General features: G+C 43.1%; 20 protein-coding genes. 8 read left to right on the top strand and 12 right to left on the bottom strand.

Going from position 1 to position 25,875, the window contains the following annotated elements:
• The first annotated feature begins 42 nt into the window (after positions 1–42).
• The 6 genes from MTO98_RS27035 (at position 43) to MTO98_RS27010 (ending at position 9,210) form a co-directional block, all read left to right on the top strand.
• Positions 43–2,265, top strand: a complete 2,223-nt coding sequence (locus MTO98_RS27035) for a bifunctional (p)ppGpp synthetase/guanosine-3',5'-bis(diphosphate) 3'-pyrophosphohydrolase (RefSeq protein WP_243482102.1) — start codon at positions 43–45, stop codon at positions 2,263–2,265.
• A 137-nt stretch (positions 2,266–2,402) separates the two neighbouring features.
• On the top strand, positions 2,403–2,870 hold the full coding sequence (locus tag MTO98_RS27030; protein WP_243482101.1) for a Fur family transcriptional regulator: 468 nt from the start codon (positions 2,403–2,405) through the stop codon (positions 2,868–2,870).
• A gap of 46 nt (positions 2,871–2,916) precedes the next feature.
• The gene (locus MTO98_RS27025; protein WP_243482100.1) at positions 2,917–4,194 is read left to right on the top strand and encodes an adenylosuccinate synthase; all 1,278 of its coding nucleotides are present in this window, start codon (positions 2,917–2,919) and stop codon (positions 4,192–4,194) included.
• 167 nt (positions 4,195–4,361) lie between these two features.
• Positions 4,362–5,627 (top strand): anthranilate synthase component I family protein, encoded by a 1,266-nt coding sequence (locus MTO98_RS27020; protein ID WP_243482099.1) that lies wholly within the window; start codon positions 4,362–4,364, stop codon positions 5,625–5,627.
• A gap of 189 nt (positions 5,628–5,816) precedes the next feature.
• A complete protein-coding gene (locus MTO98_RS27015; protein WP_243482098.1) occupies positions 5,817–7,775 on the top strand; it encodes a M1 family metallopeptidase in 1,959 nt (652 codons plus the stop codon).
• Between the two features lie 361 nt (positions 7,776–8,136).
• Entirely contained in the window at positions 8,137–9,210 is a 1,074-nt protein-coding gene (locus MTO98_RS27010) for a hypothetical protein (RefSeq protein ID WP_243482097.1), read from the top strand.
• A gap of 566 nt (positions 9,211–9,776) precedes the next feature.
• Here MTO98_RS27010 and fmt read toward each other — a convergent pair.
• Positions 9,777–10,694 carry a methionyl-tRNA formyltransferase gene (fmt, locus tag MTO98_RS27005; RefSeq protein ID WP_243482096.1) on the bottom strand — a complete coding sequence of 306 codons (918 nt, stop codon included), beginning with the start codon at positions 10,692–10,694 and terminating at the stop codon, positions 9,777–9,779.
• Between the two features lie 32 nt (positions 10,695–10,726).
• Positions 10,727–11,968 carry an exo-beta-N-acetylmuramidase NamZ domain-containing protein gene (locus MTO98_RS27000; protein ID WP_243482095.1) on the bottom strand — a complete coding sequence of 414 codons (1,242 nt, stop codon included), beginning with the start codon at positions 11,966–11,968 and terminating at the stop codon, positions 10,727–10,729.
• A gap of 155 nt (positions 11,969–12,123) precedes the next feature.
• On the opposite strand from MTO98_RS27000, the gene MTO98_RS26995 reads away from it, so the two are divergent.
• Positions 12,124–13,275 (top strand): ABC transporter permease, encoded by a 1,152-nt coding sequence (locus tag MTO98_RS26995; RefSeq protein WP_371825386.1) that lies wholly within the window; start codon positions 12,124–12,126, stop codon positions 13,273–13,275.
• 2 nt (positions 13,276–13,277) lie between these two features.
• On the opposite strand, the gene MTO98_RS26990 is transcribed toward MTO98_RS26995, so the two are convergent.
• From MTO98_RS26990 to MTO98_RS26945, 10 genes are all read right to left on the bottom strand, one after another.
• Positions 13,278–14,027: a hypothetical protein gene (locus MTO98_RS26990; RefSeq protein WP_243482093.1), complete on the bottom strand. Its 750-nt coding sequence runs from the start codon at positions 14,025–14,027 to the stop codon at positions 13,278–13,280.
• On the bottom strand, positions 14,024–15,556 hold the full coding sequence (locus tag MTO98_RS26985) for an outer membrane beta-barrel protein (protein ID WP_243482092.1): 1,533 nt from the start codon (positions 15,554–15,556) through the stop codon (positions 14,024–14,026). Before MTO98_RS26985 ends, MTO98_RS26990 begins: the two co-directional genes overlap by 4 nt.
• Complete coding sequence (locus MTO98_RS26980; RefSeq protein ID WP_243482091.1) at positions 15,549–16,103, bottom strand: RNA polymerase sigma factor; 555 nt, start codon at positions 16,101–16,103, stop codon at positions 15,549–15,551. Before MTO98_RS26980 ends, MTO98_RS26985 begins: the two co-directional genes overlap by 8 nt.
• Before the next feature lie 169 nt (positions 16,104–16,272).
• On the bottom strand, positions 16,273–16,713 hold the full coding sequence (locus MTO98_RS26975; protein ID WP_243482090.1) for a hypothetical protein: 441 nt from the start codon (positions 16,711–16,713) through the stop codon (positions 16,273–16,275).
• Between the two features lie 71 nt (positions 16,714–16,784).
• Positions 16,785–17,588: a nucleoside triphosphate pyrophosphohydrolase gene (gene mazG, locus MTO98_RS26970; RefSeq protein ID WP_243482089.1), complete on the bottom strand. Its 804-nt coding sequence runs from the start codon at positions 17,586–17,588 to the stop codon at positions 16,785–16,787.
• A 53-nt stretch (positions 17,589–17,641) separates the two neighbouring features.
• Entirely contained in the window at positions 17,642–18,319 is a 678-nt protein-coding gene (mnmD, locus tag MTO98_RS26965) for a tRNA (5-methylaminomethyl-2-thiouridine)(34)-methyltransferase MnmD (protein ID WP_243482088.1), read from the bottom strand.
• 144 nt (positions 18,320–18,463) lie between these two features.
• On the bottom strand, positions 18,464–19,810 hold the full coding sequence (locus tag MTO98_RS26960) for a rhodanese-like domain-containing protein (protein WP_243482087.1): 1,347 nt from the start codon (positions 19,808–19,810) through the stop codon (positions 18,464–18,466).
• A 169-nt stretch (positions 19,811–19,979) separates the two neighbouring features.
• A complete protein-coding gene (locus MTO98_RS26955; protein WP_371825437.1) occupies positions 19,980–20,051 on the bottom strand; it encodes a hypothetical protein in 72 nt (23 codons plus the stop codon).
• 84 nt (positions 20,052–20,135) lie between these two features.
• Positions 20,136–20,426 (bottom strand): hypothetical protein, encoded by a 291-nt coding sequence (locus MTO98_RS26950; protein WP_243482086.1) that lies wholly within the window; start codon positions 20,424–20,426, stop codon positions 20,136–20,138.
• Positions 20,427–20,578: 152 nt separating this feature from the next.
• Entirely contained in the window at positions 20,579–22,654 is a 2,076-nt protein-coding gene (locus MTO98_RS26945; RefSeq protein WP_243482085.1) for a M13 family metallopeptidase, read from the bottom strand.
• Positions 22,655–23,176: 522 nt separating this feature from the next.
• On the opposite strand from MTO98_RS26945, the gene MTO98_RS26940 reads away from it, so the two are divergent.
• Positions 23,177–25,873 (top strand): valine--tRNA ligase, encoded by a 2,697-nt coding sequence (locus MTO98_RS26940; RefSeq protein WP_243482084.1) that lies wholly within the window; start codon positions 23,177–23,179, stop codon positions 25,871–25,873.
• Positions 25,874–25,875: the final 2 nt, after the last annotated feature.

Below are 25,875 nucleotides of genomic sequence, written 5' to 3'. Positions count from 1 at the left end.
TTTGCTGCATGTTTATGATTAAATACCGCTAATACCCCGTACATGAAAGACTTAGTGATTGACCTGGAAGCCGAGAAGAACGAGATACTAAAAAGATACCGTGCCCTGTTGCGTGCCTGTAAATCAACCCTGCAAAAGGGCGATAAACGCATGATACGCAAGGCATTTGATATGGCCCTTGAAAGCCATAAGGATATGCGCCGTAAAAGCGGTGAACCCTATATATATCACCCTATTGCCGTTGCCCAGATAGCCGCCGAAGAAATTGGCCTGGGTACAACATCAATAGTGTGCGCCCTGCTGCATGATGTGGTTGAAGATACCAACATGACGCTTGATGAAATTGAGATGGAGTTTGGTAAAAAGGTAGCAAAAATCATTGATGGCCTTACCAAAATATCTGGCGTATTTGATACCAACAGTTCGTTACAAGCAGAGAATTTCCGCAAAATGCTGCTTACCCTTGCCGACGATGTAAGAGTGATACTGATCAAGCTTGCCGACAGGCTGCATAATATGCGTACCATGGAGTTTATGCCCAGGGACAAGCAGCTTAAGCTATCATCTGAAACAGTATACCTGTATGCACCGCTCGCACACCGCCTGGGTTTGTATGCCATAAAATCCGAACTGGAAGACCTCTCCATGAAATATATGGAGCGCGAAACTTACCAGTTCATTAAAAATAAGCTGAACGAGAAAAAAGCCGAACGCGAACGTTTTATCCGTGACTTTATCGAGCCTATCAATAAATCGTTGTTAATCCAGGGGCTTGAGGCTGATTTATTTGGCCGGCCAAAATCTATCCATTCCATCTGGAATAAGATGAAGAAGAAGTCGATACCCTTTGAAGAGGTGTATGATCTTTTCGCCATCCGGATCATATTAGACAGTACGCCCGAAAATGAAAAAGCCGACTGCTGGAAAGCTTACTCCATAGTAACCGACCAGTATCGCCCCAATCCCGACAGGCTGCGCGATTGGATCTCATCGCCTAAAGCCAATGGGTATGAATCATTGCATACCACCGTAATGGGCCCGCGCGGGCAGTGGGTTGAAGTACAGATCCGCACCAAACGGATGAACGAAATTGCCGAAAAGGGTTTTGCTGCACACTGGAAATACAAAGAAGCCAGTACAGATAGTGGTCTTGATCAGTGGGTAACAAAAGTACGTGAGATGCTGAAAAACCCTGATACCAACGCACTCGACTTTATCGATGATTTTAAAATGAACCTCTTCAGTGATGAGATCTTCATTTTTACGCCGAAAGGAGCGTTGATCCAGCTGCCCCTGAATGCTACGGCACTTGACTTTGCCTTCGAGATCCATACCGATGTGGGTGCAAGTTGTATCGGTGCTAAGGTAAATCACAAACTGGTGCCGCTAAGCTATAAGCTCCAAAATGGCGACCAGGTAGAGATCATTACATCAAGCAAACAAACCCCTAAGGAAGATTGGCTTAACTTTGTAGTTACCGCTAAGGCTAAAGCCAAGATCAAGTCGGCCTTAAAAGAGGAGAAGCGCAAAATTGCCGAGGATGGTAAAGAGATCCTGGAGCGTAAAATGAAATCGCTCAAGATCACTTATAATTCTGAAAACCTGCAAAAGATCAGTTACTTTTTTAAACTGCAGGCTACTCAGGACCTTTTTTATAATGTTGCCAAAGGTATTATTGATATGAAGGACCTGAAAGAATATCAGGCATCCGAAAAAATAATTGATAATAAACCCCAGGATAAAATTGATCAGGAACAAGTTCAAAATCTCATTAAAAATATCAAGGCCAAAGACAGCGATATATTGCTCATTGGCGAGGATATGCAAAAGATAGATTACAAGCTTGCCAATTGCTGTAACCCTATCCCCGGCGATGATGTATTTGGTTTTGTTACCGTGAGCGATGGTATCAAAATTCACCGTACTAACTGCCCCAATGCCGCCAAATTAATGGCCAACTATGGTTACAGGATAGTAAAAGCCCGCTGGACAAATCAGCAGGAACTTGCTTTCCTTACCGGTTTGCGCATTACCGGTATTGACGAGGTTGGTTTGATCAACAAGCTTACTACCGTAATATCAAATGATTTTAAAATAAACATCAGATCTATTACAGTTGACAGCGATAATGGTATATTTGAAGGGTCGCTGATGTTGTATGTTAACGACACCAGTCATTTGGACACCCTGATTAAAAACCTAAAACAAGTAAAAGGCGTTACAGCAGTTAACCGTTTTGATTCGGCTATCGAAAAAGCGTCGTGAAGTGAGTAGTTGATTGAGTTGATCAGGTGAGTGGTTGCTTTTATGCAATGAAACGCCAACATAATCAACCATTCACTTAATCAACCACTCACCACTTAACAAATATTTAATAACTTTGCCCCCGTTAATACATCATTATGTCACAGCAGGATACCATACCAATGGTTAAGAAAATTTTTGAGGCTTACCTTGAAAATAAGAATCTCAGGAAAACCCCTGAACGTTTTGCTATACTCGAAGAGATATATTCCCGTACAGATCACTTTGATGTGGAGTCGTTGTATATCCACATGAAAAATAAAAAATACCGTGTTAGCCGTGCAACGGTTTACAACACGCTTGAGTTATTGGTTTCGTGCGATCTGGTTACTAAACACCAGTTTGGCAAAAACATGGCCCAGTTCGAAAAATCATACGGCTACAAACAGCATGACCACATCATTTGCATTGACTGTGGAAAAGTGGTTGAGTTTTGCGATCCCCGCATTCAGCAGATACAGAGTATGATGGGCGATATATTGAAATTTGAGATCAAACACCACTCTTTAAATCTTTATGGTAATTGTACCAAATTAAGAGAGGGTTTTTGTGACAGAAAAATTTAACTTTGCCCCCTTTCATAACACATATTCTTGAACTTACGATAAATTAATGGCTGTTGACGTATTATTAGGCCTCCAGTGGGGCGATGAAGGAAAAGGAAAAATTGTTGATGTGCTTAGCGCAGGTTATGACCTGATTGCACGTTTCCAGGGCGGGCCAAACGCTGGTCACACTTTGGAGTTCGACGGTAAAAAGTTTGTTTTAAACACCATTCCTTCAGGTATATTTTTTGAAAACACCATGAACCTTATCGGTAATGGTGTGGTGATTGATCCTATCACCCTGAAAAAAGAACTGGATAAATTAAAAGATGCCGGGCATGACCTGCTGGCAAAAAAGAACCTTTTAATTGCTAAAAAAGCACACCTGATATTGCCAACCCACCAGTTGCTTGATGCCGCCAACGAAAAAAAGATGGGCGAAGGCAAAATTGGTTCAACCTTAAAGGGTATTGGCCCAACGTATATGGATAAAACCGGTCGTAACGGTTTACGCATTGGTGATATCACCCTGCCCGATTTTAAAGAACGTTACCAAAAACTGGTTGATAAACACGTATCCATGCTGCAACAGCTTTACGGCGAAGTGGCTGATTTTTCAGAACGTGAGGCACTGTTTTTTGAAGCATTGGATGTATTACGCCAGTTTCCGTTAGTTGATTCTGAGCATTTGGTGAACAACTATATTAAAGAAGGCAAAAAAGTTTTAGCCGAAGGTGCACAAGGTGCCATGCTTGATATCGACTTTGGTTCATATCCGTTTGTAACTTCATCAAATACTACGGCTGCCGGTGCTTGTACCGGTTTAGGTATCGCTCCGCAGCAAATTGGCAACGTGATCGGTATTTTTAAAGCATACTGTACCCGTGTTGGCGGTGGTCCGTTCCCTACCGAGTTAGAGAATGAAACAGGCGAAGAGCTACGCAAAGTTGGTCACGAATTTGGTGCAACCACAGGCAGGCCACGCCGCACCGGATGGATCGATCTTCCTGCTTTAAAATATGCCATTATGCTTAATGGCGTTACCCAACTGGTAATGACCAAGGCTGATGTATTAAGCGGTTTTGAAAAGATCTATGCTGCTACTCACTACAACTATTTGGGTGAGCAGATTGATTATATGCCTTACGATATCTGCTCGGTAAAACCAGAGCCGGTATACAAGGAAATTGACGGCTGGAACGAAGACCTGACCGGTATTACCGAACTATCTGAGATTCCTGCTAAGCTGCAATCATACATTGATTACCTTGAAGCTGAACTTGGCGTACCGGTAAAATATTTATCTGTAGGGCCAGATAGGAAACAGACTTTAACGTTGCATTGATAATGTTTTCCGTGGGGACACGGAAAACTGGATGATAATTAGAGGCCGGGTAATACCGGCCTTTTTCATTTACCCCCCCGTTTCGTGTCTCCACGAAACGAAACCGCCCATACAAATCGATTAACATTAAACCAATCTAATTTCATTTACTTGGTTATTTTTGCAGCGTGATTGTACAGGTACAGGATTTGCCGGAATTTAAACAGAAAGCACTACAATGGGCGTCAATATTTGATGCCGCCTGCTACCTCGACTCGAACGGATTTAACGATCCCTATTCCAAATTTGATACACTGATAGCAGCGGGTGCACGTGCTGAACTTACAGCGAACACAGGTAACGCATTTGATAAGCTTGAACGGTTCAGGGAGAACAACCCCGGCTGGATGACCGGATTCCTGGGGTATGATCTTAAAAATGAAATTGAAGCGCTTACATCCGTTAATCCCGATGGCTTAAAATTTCCCGATCTGTATTTTTTTATTCCCCAGCATCTTGTTTTGATCAGAGAAAATGAGGTCGAGATCAATTCAGATGAACCTGAAATGGTCATGAAAGCCATAAACCAACAGGTGTTAACCATTCCCGGTCAGCAGCCTGTTATAAGTTTAAAGCCCCGCTTTAGCAGGCAGGAATACATTGATACGGTAAATAAAATAAAAGAGCATATCACCCGTGGCGATATCTATGTTACCAACTTTTGCCAGGAGTTTTTTGCAGAAGATGTAATCCTTGCTCCACTGGATATATTCAGGAGTTTAAACGAAGTTTCCCCAAACCCTTTCTCTACCTTTTTCAAATGGAATGGAAACTATATCCTCGGTGCTTCGCCCGAACGTTTTTTAGCTAAGAGGGGAAGCAAGCTTATCTCACAGCCCATAAAGGGTACGGCCAAAAGGCTTGACGATATTAAGGCTGATGAACAGGCCAAGCAAACCCTGCGCAATCATCCCAAAGAATTACAGGAAAACGTGATGGTGGTCGATCTGGTTCGTAACGACCTCACCCGTTCGGCCAACCCCGGCACTGTTAAAACCGAAGAGCTTTTTGGCATTTATAGTTTTAAGCAGGTTCACCAGATGATCTCTACTGTGGTTTGCGAATTGCAGGAGGGCTTATCAAATGTGCAGGCTATCAAAAATACTTTTCCCATGGGCAGCATGACCGGAGCGCCAAAAGTGAGCTGCATGCAGCTGATGGAACAATACGAGCGCAGCAAGCGCGGCGTATACTCAGGCGCTATCGGCTATTTCAGCCCCGATGGCGATTTTGATTTTAACGTGGTGATTCGGTCGTTACTTTATAACTCTTCTGATAAATACCTGTCCTTTCATGCAGGTGGGGCTATTACCTATCATGCTATTGCCGAAAATGAATATGAGGAATGTTTGTTGAAGGCTGCTGCGGTGATGGAGGTTTTGGGAGGATCGTAAGATTTTCTCTGTAGAGACGCATCACATGCGTCTTTCGCATGCAAGCTACGAATAGATTAATTGCCCTAATATTACCTGTCCTATGGGAGACGCATGTGATGCGTCTCTACAAAAGATACTTTACAGATCATCAATTTTCATTATATTGAGCAGTAGAATTTTTAAACACTTGCTCTTCTCATTGTCATTATGTTAAAACCCCTACAAAACATAAAACTGATTCTTGTTGCCCTATTGCTATTTATTAGCGGCATAACCCTCGCCCAAACAAAGTATAATCCCGCCGATCTGTTCCCTGCGTTACCTTTACTGCCGCCGGGTAATTCATACCGCACCGCCACCGGCGAACCGGGGCCTGCCTACTGGCAAAACAAGGTCGATTATTCAATTGACGTAGCGCTTGATGATAAAACCAATGTAATCACCGGCACGGCTACCATTACGTACACCAATAACAGTCCGAAGTCACTTTCTGCCTTGTGGCTACAATTGGAGCAAAATGTATTTAAAAAAGATTCGCGGGGGATCCAATCCAAATTGTTCCTTTACCAGGATCCTGATAAAGCTACTCCCGACGGCGGGTATCAAATACAAGACGTGCAGCTTGCAGGTAATAAAGGCGGAAATATTAAATATCATATCTATGATACCCGGATGCAGCTTGAACTGGCGCAGCCGCTTTTAAGCGGACAGGCAATCAGTTTCAGTATCCGCTATCGTTACAACTTTCCGGTAAACTATAAAAATGCCGATTTCCTGGTTAACCGTACCGATATCCTCCCAACAAAAAACGGCAATATCTATGCAGTAGCACAATGGTACCCGCGGATGTGTGTGTTAGACGATGTAGAAGGATGGAACACGCTGCCGTACTTAGGCAACGGCGAGTTTTACCTGGAGTATGGCAATTTCAAGGTTAACATCACCGTACCATCAGGGCTTGTTGTTGAAAGCTCAGGTGATCTGCTTAATCCCGAGGAAGTATTAACGCCCACCGCATTAAAACGCTGGCAAGCCGCTAAACAAAGCGATTTACCCGTACAGATCCGTACTGCGAAGGAAGTAACCGATCCATCGTCAAGACCTGCTAAAGCAACCTGTACCTGGAAATTTAAGCTGGATAACACCCGTGATTTTGCCTGGACTGCCTCGCGCTCTTTTATTTGGGAAGGGTTAAGTTTTAAACTTGCCGATGGCAGGCGGGTAATGGGTAGCTCGGTGTACCCGGTAGAGTCGGAGAAGCAAGGCAGTTGGAAACGTTCGTCGGAATATATCAAATTTACCTTACAGCATTTTTCGGAGAAATGGCTCCCTTATCCCTACAACAAGGCGGTTAACGTAGCTTCAAACCTGGATGGTATGGAGTATCCCGGCATGGTTTTTTGTTCGGCAAAAGATACCGGCAATATGTATTTTGCTGTCGTAAACCATGAGCTGGGGCATACCTGGTTCCCGATGGTTGTGGGCAGCAACGAGCGCAAATACGCCTGGATGGATGAGGGCTTTAATATGTTTATTGACAAAATAGCTGTCAAAGCTTTTAATAAAGGTGAGTTTATAGGTTACGCAGAGATCGACAGTCCGCTTGATTCCTTGTTTTCAGAAAAGTTATTACCTATTGTCACCCGGCCCGATGCATTGCCCGGCAACCAGGTTTATCCGTTGCAATATCAAAAAGTGGCATATTCCTTAGCACTTTTGCGCAATCATATTTTAGGAGAGGAACGTTTTGACCGTGCTTTCAGAAAATACATCCGCGACTGGGCCTATAAGCACCCAACGCCCTGGGATTTTTTCAGAAGTATAGACAGCTCAACCGGCGAAGACCTTACCTGGTTTTGGAAATCGATGTTTTTGGAAAACTATCGCCTCGATCAAAAAATAACTAAAGTAGAAAGCCCTGCAGGTGCCCAACCAAGCATTACCATTGAAAATATGGAAAAAGCTGCCATGCCATTGGCTGTTGAAATAACCTATGCCGATGGCTCAAAAGAGTACCGTGAATTCCCGGTAGAAATTTGGGAGTATACCAGTACTTATAGTTTTACAGGGGATAAAAAGGTCACTGTTGCCAAAGTTATTATCGACCCGGAGAAAATTTATCCTGACGTGGATAGGGGCAATAATACTTATGAATTGAAAAAGTAAGTATTTTTCAGGGGAAAAGTGTCCCGATATACTTCTTCATCATGTCATTGCGAGGTACGAAGCAATCGCGAACTATACAGAGCGGCCCTGTAGGTCGGGGATTTCTTCGTGCCTCGCAACGACGATTTTATGCCTTGATCTTCTCTACCTTCCCTCATTTCTCCTAATGTCTGTTTCAGACATATAATGCAGCAAAACGAAATTTGTAATGCAACAAACTCATATGTATTTGCAACAAACTCGTAAGCGCTTCCTTTGCCTATGATGTTTATTTGCCGGTAACATTTTCGCTGACGATAGCTATATGATTAGCTTTTTAAGCGATTATAAAATCATAATAATAAACCAAAACCTACCTGTAATGAAAACATCTAAAACCCATTTTACATTTAACAACACTCAATACCAATTACCTTTTCCAGGCAAAAATGCAAACACAGCTTTTATTTCAGAAGCACGAAAAATAAGAACTTACAGCCCCTTGCTTGTCGCCTTGTTCATGGGGCTTTTGTTAACCGCTTTGTATGGTTGCAAAAAACCTTCTAAAATCCCCACCCCAACTGTGGTAAATCCCACAGGATGCGCCATAGCAAGCGATATAGACCAGGCGCTTGGAGTGCGCAATTTTGAGTATGATGATAAAGGTCTTCTTACCAAAATGACGGGACCTAACTATTTTTACGGGCCATTTGTCCGAACCATTACATCTGCTAAAGCTGTCGACGCTTATCCTACCGCATCGGTTGATGGCAATGGAAATCACTACTATGGCAATATTAATATTACCTATAGTTACACTGGAGGAAGCGGGAATCTTTATGATGGCAATCCCGGATTTATGCATGAATTATTTGCCGCCACTAATCCGCCTAATACATTTAGAAGAGACTCATTGTATCAGTTTTTGTATGACGATGCCAAGAAACACCTTACCACAGTTTTATTAGCAGGCAGCGGCTCGACAGATGCTCAGGACTTTATACTTTTCAGATATGAACTCAATTTTGTTTATGATGCCAATGATAATGTGACACAAGCCAAAATCATATACGATTGGTCAAAAAAGACGACCGTTTATCCCGGGGGCGAGAGCAGGATCGATTACAAACAGACTTCTGACGAATTGCTGAACATTACCTATGATGATAAGCCATCTCCGTATACAGCTATCTCAAAATATTGGAAGTTTATAGGCGAAGATTTCAGCGGATTTGGTGCGTATAACCTGGATAAGGTTCGTTTTTGGGCCGGCCGCTGCGCAATTATGAGTAAGAATAATCCCGTTAAAATTACAGGCAAATTGAGACAGGTTGCCGGAGGGGAGCCTGCAGACGTTAACGCGGCCCTTACTTATCAATACAACGATAAAAATTTGCCCGTTAGCATGGCAATTAATGGTTCGGGGGTAAATACATATACCTACAATTGCAAGTAGGTATCAGAAAAAAGCTATTGATTTAGACGGCTGCTGATAATTGCTGCCATGTTAAAATGGATTAAAACGCACCTCGTTCTTATTTAAGATCAGTTAATAGTTAGTTACGTAAGGCGTTGGCTTGGTGCGGTCGACGTTTTATTTCATTCATCAGTGGCTTTTTGAATTTAAGTTCACCCACGAAATCTAAATGTGTAATAAGCAGTGGTTCGAAAGCAAGTTTACGATTACGAGACTCCGCTGGAGTCCAATATCTCTTTAAATTTTGTCTATAAACACGTGGCCTCTCTGAGGCCGCATAGCACATGATCCATGCTGATTATATCATAAAATATTGCCGGCCCCAGCGGGGCCACGTGTTTATAGCCCTAAACGAGCATGTTTTTCGGCTCCGTAGGTGCCACGTGTTGAAATTAGGGTTGGAAAATTTTATGGGTTAATTTAAACTCGCATAGGACCCTGATGTTTTGCACTATGCCCGCTCTTAGATATTCTATGTTTTATTACAGATAATTATCAACCTCGGGTTTATTTTAGAGATCCCGGGGTTGATAATCGTAAAACTCTTATAATTTCACTCCCCTCAAAAAATCTTCAATCCCCATACGTTTCTTGCCTTCTAATTGAATGTCTTTTAACAATACAAAACCATCCTTCGCTGCAAACTTCAAATAGGTTTTGTTATCCGTTAAAAAGTCTCCGGGTTGTATATCTGTTTCCGATAGCTGATATTCGGATGCGTAAACTTTTAAGTTTTTACCATTAAGCTCAGTAAAAGCAGTAGGCACTGGGCTCAGGCCGCGAATTTTGTTATAAATTGACAAGGCAGGCTGTGTCCAATCTATCTGGCAATCATCCTTAAAAATCTTTGGTGCATGTTTTAACTCCGTTCCTGCAGTTAATTGTGATTGTGGGTGTTCGTTGTACCTGCCGCTCTCAACCGCTTTAACGGTTTTTACCAGTAGCCCGGCACCTTTATTCATCAGGCGGTCATGCAGTTCGCCGGCATCTTCATGGCCGGTAAGGGTTATTTTTTCGGTGAACAGGATGTTGCCGGTATCAATATCATGTTTTAAAAAGAAGGTAGTTACACCGCTTTCTTTTTCACCGTTTATCAGCGCCCAGTTAATAGGGGCGGCGCCGCGGTATTGCGGTAATAGTGAGGCGTGTAAGTTTATGGTTCCCTTAGGGGGCATGTTCCAAACAGCTTCGGGCAGCATCCTGAAGGCTACTACAACCTGCAGGTCGGCCTTAAGTGCTTTAAGTTCGGCAATAAAATCTTCGTTTTTAAGTTTTTCCGGTTGCAGCACTTTTAATCCGTTAGCTACTGCATATTGCTTAACAGTCGATTCACTAACTTTTTGCCCCCTTCCGGCTGGTTTATCAGGCGCTGTAACAACAGCTACAATATTACTGCCTGCTTTAAGTAAAGCGTCTAACGAAGCAACGGCAAACTGGGGGGTACCCATAAATATAATTCTCATAGATGTTTAGGTATTAGATGTGCTTTATTCGGTTATTCGTATAATAAATATTTTTTTCGTGTTTCTTTAAATGCAGTCAATCCTGGCTGCCAGCTGGCACGGATCTCTTCTTCGGTTTTGCCTGCTTCAATTTGTTTTCGCAATTCTATTGTACCCGCCAGTTTTATAAAATAAGCGTTAAAGAAATGGTCTTTATCCGGGAAGGCATTATATAGCTCCAGGAGCCATTTCAGGTTGATGGCACCCGTGCCGGTAATCTCATCCGGCGAAATATTTTGCAGATCGATGCCAAAACATTCCTGGTCTTTCTGAGGCGGGGACTCGCTCATGCCTGGTATGCTTTTCGGTGTGAACGAAAAGCTGTATTTTCCTTTCAGCGCAGGGTGCCCTAATACTGCAAAGGGCACAAGCGTACCCCGGCCCAAACTAAAAGTTGTACCCTCAAACAAGCAGGTGCTTGGGTATAATAAAATTGAAATGGGAGTGTTTAAATTGGGCGAAGGGTTTACAGGCAAAGTATAAGGTAAATCGTGTTTGTAATTAGCTACCTTAATGATCTTTAGTTTACATTTAACCCCATTTTTTAACCAGCCCTCGCCGTTTATCATTTGGGCATATTCGGCAATGGTCATGCCGTGAGCTATGGGAATAGGGTGCATGCCCACAAATGACCTGTTAGCAGTATCCAGGATAGGCCCGTCAATCAAATAGCCGTTAGGATTTGGCCGGTCAAAAATCATCAGCTCTACATTATTTTCGGCGCATGCTTCCATTACGTAGTGCAGGGTTGATATGTAAGTATAAAAACGTACGCCAACATCCTGTATATCAAATATCATGAGGTCTATACCCTTTAAATCGGCCGGTGTCGGTTTATAGTGTTTGTTGCCGTATAATGATATTACAGGCAGTCCAGTTTTAGGATCTTTAGCATCGCCAACTGTGGCTCCGTTACTGGCATTACCCCTGAAACCGTGCTCGGGCCCGAAGATCTTTTTAATGTTAACGCCCGAGTGAACCAAACTATCTACACTGGCAGTTAGATTTTTACCAATAACAGAAGTTTGATTGATCACCATTCCAATATTTTTTCCCTTAAGATAATTAATATATAGCGGAATTTGATCAGCTCCGGGGGTAATTGGCCCGTTTTTTTTGTTTTTGGATGAGGATGCTGTCTTGCAGCTTTTACAATCGGTTGCCTGGCTGCATGCGCTGTGAGCAAGTAAAACTGTTATCAGGGCAAATCGTAAAAAAGCACAAATCTTATTCATAAAATATTGAGTTGAAACAATTTTAAAAGTAGCAGGTTTAACAGCAAAACCGCATATTTGCGAAGGTACAAAAAATCAGTCTGCCATTGAGTTTCGCCTCCTTTATATCAGCCCGTATAACATTTAAATCAAAACGCACATTTTCAAAACTGATAGTGCGTATTGCGATTATAGGTATCATGCTGGGCCTTGGCGTAATGATACTGTCCCTTGCTATCGTTAAAGGATTTAAACACGAAATACGCAATAAAGTTCGCGGTTTTGCCGGCGACATTCGCGTGGTTAAGTTTGACCTGAATAATTCATACCAGAGTTCGTCATTTGCTGCCGACAGCGATTTTGTTAAGCGGGCGCTCAAAAGCCCCTTTATTACCCATGTAATGCCGGTGGCTACCAAGCCGGGCATTGTTAAGGCCAACAACGAAATTGAAGGTGTGGTGCTTAAGGGCGTTGATAAAAATTATGACTGGAACTATTTTAAAAAAATGATAGTTGCGGGAGATGTGATCAATTTTGCCGATTCTGTTGAAGCGCAAAAGGAAATCATGATTTCGCAAACAACAGCCGACAGGCTTAAACTTAAGGTAGGGGATAAGCTGCTGATGTATTTTGTACAGGAACCGCTCCGTAAGCGTCAGTTTAAAATAAAAGGGATTTTTAACATAGGGGTTGAAGAAGTTGATAAAACCTTTGTTATAGGTGCTTTATCCCTCATTAATCGCCTTAACGACTGGCAGCCCAACGAGATTGGCCAATACGAACTCCGGGTGTCAGATTTTGAGCACATTAACGAGGCGGCCGAAGCACTTGAAAATGTTTTGCCCGTAAAACTGAAAGAATATACCATTGAAGAAGATTACCCCACCATATTTGAATGGCTTAACCTGCTCGATGTTAATGCAGTAGTGATGCTGGTATTGATGGTAGCCGTAGCTGTTATTAATATGATATCGGCACTGCTTATCATGATTCTTGAACGAACCGCTATGATAGGCATGTTTAAGGCTATGGGGGCATCCAACTGGGCAATACGCAAGGTATTCCTGATCAATGCAACTTACCTTATTGGCTTGGGCCTGCTGCTGGGTAATTTACTGGGGATAGGATTGGGTTATTTCCAAATGTATACCCATTTCTTTAAGCTTGATCAAGCATCGTATTACATGACATTTGTACCGGTTGAATTTGATCTTTTTGATATTATTATCCTCAATATTGGTACACTGATCATCTGTATGCTGGTACTTATTATCCCATCTACCCTGGTAAGCAGGATCTCGCCGGTAAAGGCTATCCAGTTCAAATAAATTTAAAGTAATCGATAACTTAATCCCATTCTGAAATATTCGCTGTGTGCATTGAAAGAAGCATCACCTACAACATCTTTCATATAATTGCTTACACCATGGGCAAAACTTGCATTTAAACCATAACGGCCGTAACTGGCTACTGCACCAAGACGCAACCGTATATCTGTTGGTGCTTTGCTTCGTTTGTAGTCAATTTTATAAATTTTACCGTCATTGTCTTTTACCTCGCCTTTATCACGGCTATCCAATATCAGGCCGATATCCATCCCCGGCAAAATATCAAGATTAACCTTGCTAAGCTGAAAACGGTAACCTACATAGGGGTTAAGGTTGATGCTTTGGTTTTGGAAAGCTACATCGCCGGTTACCGGGAAACTGGGATCATTAGTTGTAATATTATACGGGCCAGGTACAAGAAATACTATGGGAGTATACTTGTCTATCCCAGCTTTACTCCTCAATAATTCATAACCACCCTGCAAACCAACAATAAACCCGCTTTTTGAAATGGTTTGAATCTGGATACTGCCGCCATAACTAAAGGCGTTTTTATTGCCATAAGGATTATTGGCGCGGTTCATTGGATCGCCGGTGGTTGAACCCTGTAATACTTGTGTAGTGGCCACTGATGATTTGCCCGCAAAATGGAACAAGCCGGTGTTTGCCTGTACAGAAACTTCTAATTTTTGGGCATAGAGCTGTAGCCCGCCAAGCATCAGCGAGATAAGGATAAGGAGGTTCTTTTTCATTTTTTATGTGTTGTAAAGTTCAGTTTTAGGTTTAAACCGCCTGCTCCAAATTTTATCTGTTGTGATCCAAGCCCATCAAGCGGGTATTTCAAAAATGGCTCGATAATTAGTTTATTCGTTTTACCGAGCGGATAACCGACACCGAACGCCACATTCAGGGTTTTGGCAAAGTAAAAGCTATTGAAGCTTTTGTGTGTTGTTTCGTCGGATGTTTGCGGCTGTACACCTGCAGCTAATGCCAGGCTTGGGTAACTGTAACTTGCCGTATAGGCTTCATTAATAAATGTACCCGAGCTTACACCCGCCGAAATGTAAGTGTCATTTTTTTGAGGATTAAACTCATATTTAAGGTTAACCGGAATATCCAAGCCAACCAATTTGGCATTGTAATTTGTAAATGTTGGCGAAGCCGATACTTTACTAAACTCATCAACATTATTGTAAGCTGCTGTTAATGCCGGCGAAAAAGAGACTGCTGCGCGGGCATCTGTAGGCTGGCTTTTATCATAGTTAAGCGTATTTTGAGCCAGCGCCAAACCGGTCGAAAGCTTAAAGTTTTTGCTTAGCCTTATATCCGATGTAAAGCCCGCACCCGCATTTACCTGGTTTTGGCTCCCTTTTGCGTAGTTAAAGAACGTTGCAGCATAAACACTGAATTTTACCCTGCGTTCGTCGGCTCCCATGTCTGGTTTTTTAGCCTGGTCATGATCGCTGGCCAGCAATGCTTCCATGGAGTTGGCTTTTGGTTTAACTTTTACTACCGATGGAATGATGTTAACAGGAGATGTTTTAGCCGGATTGTTATTAACCGGAGGCTGTACAGCCGGTGTATTGGCAAATTGCTGTGTATTTGTTTGCGATAAAACAGTGTTTACACTATCGGCTTTTTTAACCGGTAGGGTGTTAAGGGCACTATTGTTAGCGGCCTGGTTAACAACAGGCGCATTTGTTTTTGCAATTGTATTAGCCGGGTCAGTTTTTACCGGGCCTGCTATGGACGGCGTAATAGCCGGTGTTATAGCAGGCTGTTGATTTAAAACGCTATTGTTTGCCGGTTTATTTAAAGAGGTGCTGCCCGCAAAAATATTAGGATTGCTTACTGCTGCATTACCGGCAGGATTTGGTTTTGTAACCGGGCTTTGTGCGCTATTATTGCTTGCAAGATTGGTTGCATTTGTTGCAACAGGTTGCCCGGCCGTTACAGGTGGCTGTACAGGTGCAGCATTTTGAATAACGCTGTCGGTTGTGTTGGTCTGTGGTTGTGCAGGTTTCAAAGGTTTCACCGACAGTGTTTGATCATTGTTATTTATGCTATTTTTATTTGATGCTATCCATAAACCTATACTTAAAAACAGCAACAGGGCAGCAGCGGCGCTTGCCCACCATAGGTAAACCGGACGGCGCTGTTTTTCCTGAACAGGGAATTTTTCCCTGAGCAGCAGCCAGCCTTCATCAGCAGTAGTGTCTTCGTAGTTATCAAACACTTCCCTGATGCGGTCTCTTAAGTCGTTATCCAACTGATCATCCATGGTTTTGTGCTTCTTTTCTTAATATAGTCCTTAATCGTTCTTTCGCCCGGCTCAGGTAAACGCGCGATGAGCTTACCGGGATACCAAGCGTTGTAGCTATTTCGTCATGGTCATAGCCATCTATCTCGTACATGTTAAAAATTGTACGCTGTATGGCCGGGAGCTCAACCAGCAGCTTTAAAATATCCTGTGCATTTAAATTATCAACCGGCCCCATATTGCTCCTGATGGGGGCGGCATTTTCCAAATCAACATTAAGCTGGAATTTAAGGTCTTTACGCCGGCGGTCAATGGCCGTGTTAACCAGAATGGTACGGAGCCATGCTTTGAATGGCTTTTCGGTATTATATCCGCCTATAGCGTTAAATACTTTTATAAAAGCGTCATTTACAGCCTCAAGAGCATCATCGCGGTTTAAACTGTAACGCAAACTTATACCCATAGCATAGCCATAGAACTGCTTATATAGCAATTCCTGGTGTTTTAAGCTGCCTTTTTTGCATTGCCTTACGATCTCTTCTTCGGTAATGCGAGGGGGTGGATGCATTAAATGTACTTAGTTCCGCTAAATGTTGTTTGTTTTAAAGCCCTTACGTGGTAAAAGATTTAAATGCTACAAAATAAGAAAATATTTTTGCCCAAATTGTAAGCTTGCCGTAATCAAAAAAGCCGGTACCTGTATAAAGGCACCGGCAGGTAATTAAAACAATAAAAATTTAGTTAACCCTTTTGAGTACGTACTGTATAGCTAAGGTATCGTTACCTCCGTCATATTGGCGAAGCAGCTGAAATTGGGTACCATCGTAACCATATTGGTAAACAGCATTTAAGCGAAACTTTGCTCCGGGGCCGGTTGAAACTGCGCTCGAATCTTTAAATTGGATATAATAGCCATTGTAAGCAAACGCACCATGGCTTGCGGCGTGATGAGCTGTTGCTGCCTGTACAGAAAATGATGATGAGGCAGTTAAATTCAAAACAAAGTTGCTATCTCTGATAGTATCATAACCGGTTCCTGAACTCTTTTTTAATAAGGCTGCAAAGGTGCCTTTGAAAGTACCCTGCGGCTGTGGTACAGGAGTAACATCGCTTTTAGGAGAGCAGGCCACACCTAATGTTAATAATAATGGTAGCAGGTAAAATAAATTACGTTTCATATCTTATCTCGTTATCGATTTTTAACCATTACGCACGTTTTTAACTAAACGCTACATCAGCCGGTGATATTTTATAGTTTTTTTGCCTCGTCCCAAAAAATATCCATCTCGGCCAGGCTCATATCATGCAGTTGTTTACCGTTTTCCTTTGCTTTAAGTTCAAGGTATTGAAAGCGCTTAATGAATTTTTTATTGGTTTTTTCAAGGGCATTTTCAGGGTTTATATTGATGAAGCGGGCGTAGTTGATCAGTGAAAACAGCAGGTCGCCAAATTCAGCTTCAGCCCTTTCATGGTCGATAGTGCTTTCATCTTCGGCATTAAATTCATTTTTAAATTCCTGCATTTCTTCCTCAACTTTGGCCCAAACCTGGCTTTTCTCCTCCCAGTCGAACCCAACGCCGCGTGCTTTTTCCTGTATGCGTGATGCTTTTACCAATGCCGGTAAGGAAGCCGGTACGCCGCCCAAAACAGATTTATTACCTTCTTTAAGCTTGATCTGTTCCCAGTTCCGTTTTACATCCTCTTCATTTTGTACCTCAATATCTCCGTAAATATGCGGATGACGGTTGATCAGTTTATCGCAAACACTGTTCAGAACGTCGGTGATATCAAAATCATTGGTTTCAGAAGCAATTTTGGCGTAGAATACCAGGTGTAGCATGATATCGCCGATCTCCTTTTTTATTTCGGGCATATCGCCGCCTAATATAGCATCGCTCAGTTCGTAAGTTTCTTCAATGGTAAGGTGGCGCAGACTTTCGAGCGTTTGCTTTTTATCCCAGGGGCAATTGGCCCGAAGGTCGTCCATGATGATGAGCAGGCGATTGAACGCTATGGTAGCGGTAGGTGCAGTTTCCGGAGCTTTTAGAGGCATAAATTTGATGTTATGCCGCAAAAATAAACATTAAATATGAGGTGATGAGCAATTTAGGCAGATAGTACCGCTCTTAACATTTCGCGTTTGCCTGGTGCTCCCGGCGCTTTTTCTACTTTAAAGCCCTTGCTTTTGAGCATGCGTTTCAGGTTACCGGTAATGGCATAGGTAACAAACACGCCGCCTGGTTTTAAAAAGCTAACGGTATGGCCAATGGCTTCTTCGTTCCACATTTCGGGTTGATGAGCAGCGGCGAAGGCATCAAAATAAATAAGATCAAACTGCTCATCCGTTTTGAAATCCAAAAGCCTGCTGTGAGCGACATGCAGTTTAGTAGCCTGGTTGATCTCGGTTTTGCCGGTTAAGGCTTTAACGTAACTGTTGTTGAACTGCTGCCATAGCAGTTCGGGTATGTATTGCTCATAGCCGGTTTGGCCTATCATTTCGGTACTTACAGGGTAAGCTTCGACACCGGTATAATTAAGTTTCATTTGTTTACCGTTACATGCATCGGCAGTTAATAAAAAATTTAGCCCGGTGCCGAAACCTACTTCAAGGATGCTCACCTCGCTGACGTCATTCCGTTCTGAAAAATATTGTAATCCCGATTTAACGAATACGTGCAGGCTCTCCTGCAATGCTCCATGGCGCGAGTGGTAATGCTCGCCTACTTCGGCGTTATAAATGGTATTGGAACCGTCGGCAGTGGGGACTATGGTTAGTTGGGGCATGAGATGTTATTGTATACGCTATTATATAAACGCGTCATTGCGAGGAACGAAGCAATCCCAAACTATACAGAGAAGCTGTCATGGCCGCCCTGTATGTAGGGGATTGCTTCGTTCCTCGCAATGACGTTGTTATTTGATATTTTATTAATGCACTTCTTTCATCATCTCTGTTACAACCTCTCCCAGGTCATAAACGGGCACGGCATCGATAGCAGCAGAAATAATACTGACCCCTGCGGCCGAGCGGTAGCCAGCTGCGCAATGCACCACAACGGGCTTATCGGCAGGGATTTCACCAACGCGTTCACGCAGTTCGGGCAAGGGGATACTGATTGCATTTTTAAACACTTTGCCCGCAGCAACCTCGCCATGATTGCGAACGTCAACTATGGTATAGTCATCTTCGTTTGCTTTGAATGCGTCTAAATCAAGATCGGCCGATGCGGCATTAGCATTGGCAGGTGCTAATAACGCTGCTTTGATATTTTGCTCATAGCCAATTTTGGCTGCTTTTTTTATCAGGGTGCCGAGCTTATCGTCGTTTTCGGCAATGAGGTAAAATTGCTCATCCGGGCCGATGATGGAACCCAGCCAGGTTTCAAATTTTTCGCCATCCTGCAGGTTTATAGCGCGGTTCAAATGTCCGCTTCTGAATTGCGCTTTCGGGCGGGCATCAATAACCAGGATGCCTTTTTCCAAGGAGCTGTTTGCGTCAATATGCGGTACGGCTGCTATACTATCTTCAAATCCCGATACGCCGTTTTTATTCAACTCTACATCGCGGCCAAAATATTTTGGCATAAAAGGCTGATCGGTAGTAAGGGTTTTAACAAACTCCAGCTCATCCATCAGCTGCAAAGCATAATTTTCGCGCAGTTCACGGCCTATGGTGCTCTCCAGGTCGGGGCTCATGCTTTTACCACATAACGAACCGGGCCCATGGGCGGGATAAACCACTACGCTTTTGGGCAGCGTCATGATTTTTTGACGGGTGCTTTGAAACATCTGGCGCGCAAGCTCCTCTTTTTTTGCGGTGATGTTACCCACGTTTTCGCGTAAGTCTGGGCGGCCAACATCACCAACAAATAATGTATCGCCGGTAAAGATCGCTGTTTCGCGACCTTCTTCATCTACCAGTAAAATACAGATAGAATCGGGCGAGTGGCCTGGGGTATTAATGGCCTTTAGCTTGATATCGTTAAGCTGGATAACGTCGCCGTCATCAAAAGTTTCATGCGGGTATGCTGCACCGGTAAGTTTGCTGCAATAAATAACAGCACCAGTGGTTTGATGAATTTCAAGGTGCGAGCTTACAAAATCTGCATGCGGGTGGGTTTCAATAACCCCAACAATATCGGCATCGTGCTGTGCCGCAAAATCATAATAAGGCTGCGGATTACGGGCCGGGTCAATAACTATCATTTTGCCCGTACGGATCACGGCATATGAACCGTGCGCCAGGCCTTTATCGTAAAATTGCTGAATGATCATATTTTGCCTGCAAAGATAATGCTTAGGCAATATGTTTTATTCGTGCAATGTTTATGTGGTGTAAATATTGGTTGTTTTTGTGTAAACTCTGTGAAGCTGGTTCATAGGTGCAGATCGGAAAACGATTAGTAAAGAGTTTTCAATGAAAACTTTTCGGCATGATTTAGCCTTAATTATTAAACTGCCTCAAATGATGGTCAACATGTTTATAAGCTAATTGCCCCATCTGTTCCCTGGTCATTTTTCCGAAAAAAGTATGTTCAAAATCGGTCTTGGGAGTCTTGCCATATTCTTCTACAAGTTCAATCCACTGTTTTTTCTGGGCTTATATGTCGCCGCTTTCTTCAGTTACCTTGCACTGCGGAACAGTAGGGTTATTTTTTGCTAAGGGGCTATCATCCTTGAGCATACTTTTCAATGCCACTTTTCCAAATAGCCTGCCAATAAACGCGCGTTTATAATGGGTGATACCCAGGTACATCTCGTCAGACAGGGTACAGTGTTTAAGCATTTGATAAACATTCATTTTACCCCATTGCGGCTGGCTGTTTTCATTAACCGCATTGATTCGGGTTATCAGACCATCGCGGGTTTCTTTATCAAATATTGTTTTCATTGGTGTTAACAGGTTTATACCATAAAGTTATCATGAAATTACAATATGATGCAGGCGTTTTTGAGCCATAAGCAGGGAGGATTTATGCCAATAACTACCAAACAAAACAGGCCCGGTTTACAACCGGGCCTGTCATTATAAAAAAAGTGTAATTACCAGATCTTAGTTCTGTCTTCTGGTTTTTTATACATTTTATCGCCGGGTTTAATATCAAAAGCCTTGTACCAGGCATTCATATTGGTAATTGGCGCATTGGTGCGGAAGTGTTCGGGCGAGTGCGGATCTGTCAGGATCCTTTGTGCAGCCGATTCAGGCGTTTGCGATGCACGCCATACCTGGGCCCATGACAAAAAGAAACGCTGATCGGGCGTAAAGCCATCAATGCTATTTGCCGACTGGCCTTGCTTGGTTTTGCTGAAAGCCTCATAAGCAATATTTAAACCGCCGAGGTCGGCAAGGTTTTCACCAAGGGTAAGTTTACCATTTACATGCAGGGTATCCACAACTGTAAAAGCGTCATACTGCTTAACAACCTGGTCGGCACGCAATTTAAATTTATCAGCATCATCTTTGGTCCACCAGTCGCGCAGGGTACCGTCGGCATCATATTGGCGGCCCTGGTCGTCAAAACCGTGGGTCATTTCGTGGCCAATTACAGCGCCGATACCGCCGTAATTAACAGCATCGTCGGCTTTGAAATCAAAGAACGGGAACTGCAGGATGCCTGCCGGAAACACGATCTCGTTATTGGTTGGGTTATAATATGCGTTAACAGTAGGCGGTGTCATTCCCCAGCGGGTTTTATCAACCGGTTTGCCTAAGCGGGTTACATTGAAATTGTAGCGCCATTTGCCAACAGCACGCAGGTTGCCAAAGTAATCGTCGCGGTTAATTACGATACCTTCATATTTTTCCCAGTTATCGGGGTAACCTATTTTTACAGTAAAGGCATTTAATTTTTTTAGTGCACGCTCTTTGGTAGCAGGGCTCATCCAGTCAAGGCGTTTAATGCGGTCGCCAAGGGTTTCCTTAAGGTTGTTCACCAAATCAACCATGTATTGTTTAGCCGCCGGAGTAAAGTATTTTTCAACAAAAAGCTGGCCCAGTAATTCGCCAAGGTAGCCATCAACAAGGGCGCTCATGCGCTCGGTACGCGGGGTTTGTACCTTTTGACCGCTTAGCGCACTGCTGTAAGCAAAGCTTGCATTAACAAAATCGGAGCTTAAGGCACTTGCCGATCCTCTTAAAATGTTCCAGCGCAGGTAAACCCTCCATTTGGCAATGGGAGTGCCGGCAAATGTAGAATCGACGGCTTTGAAAAATGATGGCTGGCCTACAATGATACTATCCTGACCGCCCATATTAAGGGCCGGCAATATTTTAGACCATTTTAAGTGTGGAGTTTGTTTTTCAAAATCGGTAACGAGGAACTTGTTATAAGTAACATGCGGATCGCGCATGGCTACACGGCTCAATTGGGCTTTGGCCCAGGTATATTCCAGGTCGTAAACTATAGCTGCATTTTTAGCTGCGTCATCGGCGCTGCTTCCGCTAAGGGTGAATAAAGTGGTGATGAGCGTTTTCAAAGCATCCTGTGCTTTTTTTGAGCGCGCATCATTTTTCAGGTAATAATCCCTGTCGGGCAGGGTTGTGCCGCCCTGGTTAAGGCTTATTACATATTTGTTTACGTTCTTGTCGTCCTGGTCAACGCCCGACCTGAAAATCGGAGAGCTGATACCGTTAACGCGTTCATAAACCAGTTCGTTAATAAAATCATCAAGGGTTTTTATCTTATCGATACGCTGCAGATCGGCTTTTATAGGATCAAAACCACGTTTTTCGATGGTTAAGCTATCCATGCCGCTGGCATACAGATCGCCCACACGCTGTTTAAGGCTGCCCTTTGGCTGCGATGCTGATGTTTTGCTTACCTCGTTCAGCAGCCCGATAAGTTTATCAGTATTTTCCTGCCTCAAAATGTTGAAACTTCCCCAGCGGGTTTCTTTGGCCGGAATGCCGTTTTGTTTTAACCAGCCGCCGTTGGCGTATTCAAAAAAGTCGTCGCCGGGCTTTACGCTCAGGTCCATATTGGCGGGATCGATAAATTTTTGAGGTGGCGCGGAGTGTTTATGCCTGGCTTTTACGGGTTTAGGCCCTTCAGCAGCGAAAACATTTACCGACATACCAAGACTGGCAGCCAGTAATAAATAGTTAAACTTTAATTTCATGTCAATACTTAAAAATTAAAGTTAATAAATAACAGGTATTAAGCAAAAATGGCCGGGGGCAGGCCGTTAGTGATTGAACCAGTTGATGATGGCGTCGAGTTTTGTTTTTTTCAAAATATCAAGCCAGAAACGATGCAAGGGTATTGTTTTCATGACAATTTGAATGTTACATATATAATAACTGGTTAATTGTAAAAATATTGTGGGAGTAGGGGAAGGGTTCATGGTTGATAGTTGATAGATCATGGTTTGGGTTGGATGGTATGTAAGTGATGGAGCATGCAACGACAATTCGTAGAACAAAAATCCTGGTAATCCATTAATCCGTTTAATCAAGGTTCAGACAAAGCGTTGGCCGGTATTCGCTACCATCCCTAATGCGGCCTGCGCTCTTGTCCGATAAAAAACTATCGGATCAAAACCGTCATTTATGATCCATCAACTATTAACCATCAACTATATTCCCAAAAAAATCCCCTAACCTTTGGCTATGAACCGCTAAGTATCGTATTTTTGCGCGTTATGAGTATTGCTAAAACATATATCCCTAAAGAAACCGAAGAAAAATGGTACAGTTACTGGTTGCAGCACGGCTTTTTTAAGTCGGTGCCTGATGAGCGCGAGCCTTATACAATAGTCATTCCGCCGCCAAATGTTACCGGGGTTTTGCACATGGGGCACATGCTTAACAATACCATACAGGATGTGCTGGTTCGCCGTGCCCGTATGAAAGGCAAAAATGCCTGCTGGGTTCCCGGTACCGACCACGCCAGTATTGCTACCGAAGCTAAAGTTGTTGCCATGCTTAAAGAGCGCGGCATCAGCAAAAAAGACCTTACCCGCGAAGAGTTTTTAACCTACGCCTGGGAGTGGAAGGAAAAATACGGTGGTATTATCCTGGAGCAGCTAAAAAAATTGGGTGCCTCATGCGATTGGGACCGTACCAAATTTACCATGGACGAGAACCTCAGCGAGGCGGTAATTGATACCTTTATCCACCTGTATAAAAAAGGGCTGATCTATCGTGGTATCCGCATGATCAACTGGGACCCGCAGGGTAAAACGGCCGTTAGCGACGAGGAAGTTATTCGTAAGGAAGTTAACCAAAAGCTTTATTATATTAAGTATAAAGTTGTAAGCCCGGAGTCTGAAGTCTCAAGTCCAAAGTCAGAGGTAGAAAGTCAAGAATTGACTTCCGATTTAAGACTTAAGACTCCCGACTACCTGACCATCGCTACCACCCGCCCGGAAACCATTATGGCTGATGCTGCTATCTGTATCAATCCTAATGACGAGCGTTACCTGCACCTGCATGGTAAAAAGGTATATATCCCGCTTATTGACCGTGAGATCCCGGTGATACTGGATAATTACGTAACCATGGATTTTGGTACCGGCTGTTTGAAGGTTACACCTGCGCACGATTTAAATGACTACGAACTGGGTCAGCGTCATAACCTGCCGGTTATCGATATCCTTAATGACGACGGCACGCTGAATGAAAAAGCGCAGATCCTGGTTGGTGAAGACCGCTTTGCTGCCCGTAAAAAGATAGCAGTACTATTGGAAGAAGCCGGCGTACTGGAAAAAGTTGAAGAATATAAATCGCAGGTTGGTTTCAGTGAGCGTACCAATGCTGTTATTGAGCCTAAGCTATCTATGCAATGGTTTTGCAAGATGGGCGAGATGGCTAAACCTGCTTTAGACTATGTACTGAATGGCGAGATCAAACTGATCCCTGAAAAGTTTGTGAACACCTACCGCCACTGGATGGAGAATGTAAGGGACTGGAATATCAGCCGCCAGCTATGGTGGGGACAGCAGATTCCGGCATGGTACCTGCCAAACGGCGAGTTTGTGATAGCTAAAAATGCTGAAGAGGCATTGAAAGATGCACAAGCGAAAAATCCGGAACTTACGGCTGCTGATCTAAGACAAGACGAGGACGTGGTTGATACCTGGTTTTCGTCATGGCTATGGCCAATATCGGTATTTGATGGTTTTAAAGACCCTAACAATGCCGATATCAACTATTATTACCCAACCAACGACCTGGTTACAGCTCCCGAAATTTTATTTTTCTGGGTAGCCAGGATGATCATGGCTGGTCATGAGTTTAGGGGCGAGGTACCTTTCAGGAACGTATATCTTACTGGTATAGTGAGGGATAAACTTGGCCGTAAAATGTCGAAGCAATTAGGTAATTCACCTGATCCGCTTGATCTTATAACTCAATATGGTGCTGATGGTGTACGTGTGGGCATGTTATTATGCTCGCCTGCCGGTAACGACTTAATGTTTGATGAAAGCTATTGTAAACAGGGGGCCGGATTTGCCAACAAAATATGGAATGCCTTTAAACTGGTAAAAGGCTGGGAGGTAGATGAAAGTCTTGCTAACCCTAATGTGGTAGCCATTGAATGGTTTGGTAACAGGTTTAACCAGGCGCTTGCAGAAATTGAAGCCAACTTTGCCCAGTACCGCTTATCAGAGGCTTTAATGGACACTTATAAGCTGGTATGGGATGATTTTTGTGCGTGGTACCTGGAAATGATCAAACCTGCTTATCAGCATCCAATTGATAAAGCAACTTATACGGCTACGATTCAATTTTTCGAAAATGTTTTAAAGATGTTACATCCTTTTATGCCTTTCCTTACCGAAGAGTTATGGCATGATGAATTGTTTGGCGAACGTACCGAAACGGATTGCTGTATTGTAGCACAATTGCCCGTTATTGGGGAAATAAATTCACGCTTATTAACTGAGGTTGAGATAGTAAAAGATATTGTTACTTCTATCAGGAATACTCGTAAAACAAAACAAATATCGGATAAAGAACCGCTTGAATTATTTGTAAAATCAAACTCTGGTATTGAGTATAGCCAATATCAGGCCATTATTACCAGGCTTGGTAACATCAGCAAGTTTGAAACTGTAACTGATAAAGTTGATGGCGCTATTAATTTCCTGGCTTCAACCGATGAATTTTATATTCCTTTCAATGAAGAAATTGACCCGGTTGCCGAGTGCGCAAGATTGAAAAAAGAACAGGAATACCTGTTAGGTTTCCTTAAATCGGTTAATGCAAAATTGGGCAATGAACGGTTCATGGCTAATGCAAAACCTGAGGTTATTGAGGTTGAGCAAAAGAAAAAGGCCGATGCCGAAGCTAAATTAGCCATCATTGAAGATAACTTAGCAGCTTTGGCTTGCTAATT

This window comes from Mucilaginibacter sp. SMC90 (assembly GCF_022811725.1).
Taxonomy (GTDB): domain Bacteria; phylum Bacteroidota; class Bacteroidia; order Sphingobacteriales; family Sphingobacteriaceae; genus Mucilaginibacter.
This window is presented reverse-complemented; position numbering and strand designations above follow the sequence as displayed.

Coding starts and splice junctions, on each gene's coding strand:
- mazG (WP_243482089.1), bottom strand. CDS start 17,588: ATGCCTCTAAAAGCTCCGGAAACTGCACCTACCGCTACCATAGCGTTC.
- MTO98_RS26940 (WP_243482084.1), top strand. CDS start 23,177: ATGAGTATTGCTAAAACATATATCCCTAAAGAAACCGAAGAAAAATGG.
- MTO98_RS27030 (WP_243482101.1), top strand. CDS start 2,403: ATGTCACAGCAGGATACCATACCAATGGTTAAGAAAATTTTTGAGGCT.
- MTO98_RS27015 (WP_243482098.1), top strand. CDS start 5,817: ATGTTAAAACCCCTACAAAACATAAAACTGATTCTTGTTGCCCTATTG.
- MTO98_RS26980 (WP_243482091.1), bottom strand. CDS start 16,103: ATGCATCCACCCCCTCGCATTACCGAAGAAGAGATCGTAAGGCAATGC.
- MTO98_RS27000 (WP_243482095.1), bottom strand. CDS start 11,968: ATGAATAAGATTTGTGCTTTTTTACGATTTGCCCTGATAACAGTTTTA.
- MTO98_RS27010 (WP_243482097.1), top strand. CDS start 8,137: ATGAAAACATCTAAAACCCATTTTACATTTAACAACACTCAATACCAA.
- fmt (WP_243482096.1), bottom strand. CDS start 10,694: ATGAGAATTATATTTATGGGTACCCCCCAGTTTGCCGTTGCTTCGTTA.
- MTO98_RS26950 (WP_243482086.1), bottom strand. CDS start 20,426: ATGAAAACAATATTTGATAAAGAAACCCGCGATGGTCTGATAACCCGA.
- MTO98_RS27025 (WP_243482100.1), top strand. CDS start 2,917: ATGGCTGTTGACGTATTATTAGGCCTCCAGTGGGGCGATGAAGGAAAA.
- MTO98_RS26985 (WP_243482092.1), bottom strand. CDS start 15,556: ATGGATGATCAGTTGGATAACGACTTAAGAGACCGCATCAGGGAAGTG.
- MTO98_RS27035 (WP_243482102.1), top strand. CDS start 43: ATGAAAGACTTAGTGATTGACCTGGAAGCCGAGAAGAACGAGATACTA.
- mnmD (WP_243482088.1), bottom strand. CDS start 18,319: ATGCCCCAACTAACCATAGTCCCCACTGCCGACGGTTCCAATACCATT.
- MTO98_RS26990 (WP_243482093.1), bottom strand. CDS start 14,027: ATGAAAAAGAACCTCCTTATCCTTATCTCGCTGATGCTTGGCGGGCTA.
- MTO98_RS26975 (WP_243482090.1), bottom strand. CDS start 16,713: ATGAAACGTAATTTATTTTACCTGCTACCATTATTATTAACATTAGGT.
- MTO98_RS26960 (WP_243482087.1), bottom strand. CDS start 19,810: ATGATCATTCAGCAATTTTACGATAAAGGCCTGGCGCACGGTTCATAT.
- MTO98_RS26945 (WP_243482085.1), bottom strand. CDS start 22,654: ATGAAATTAAAGTTTAACTATTTATTACTGGCTGCCAGTCTTGGTATG.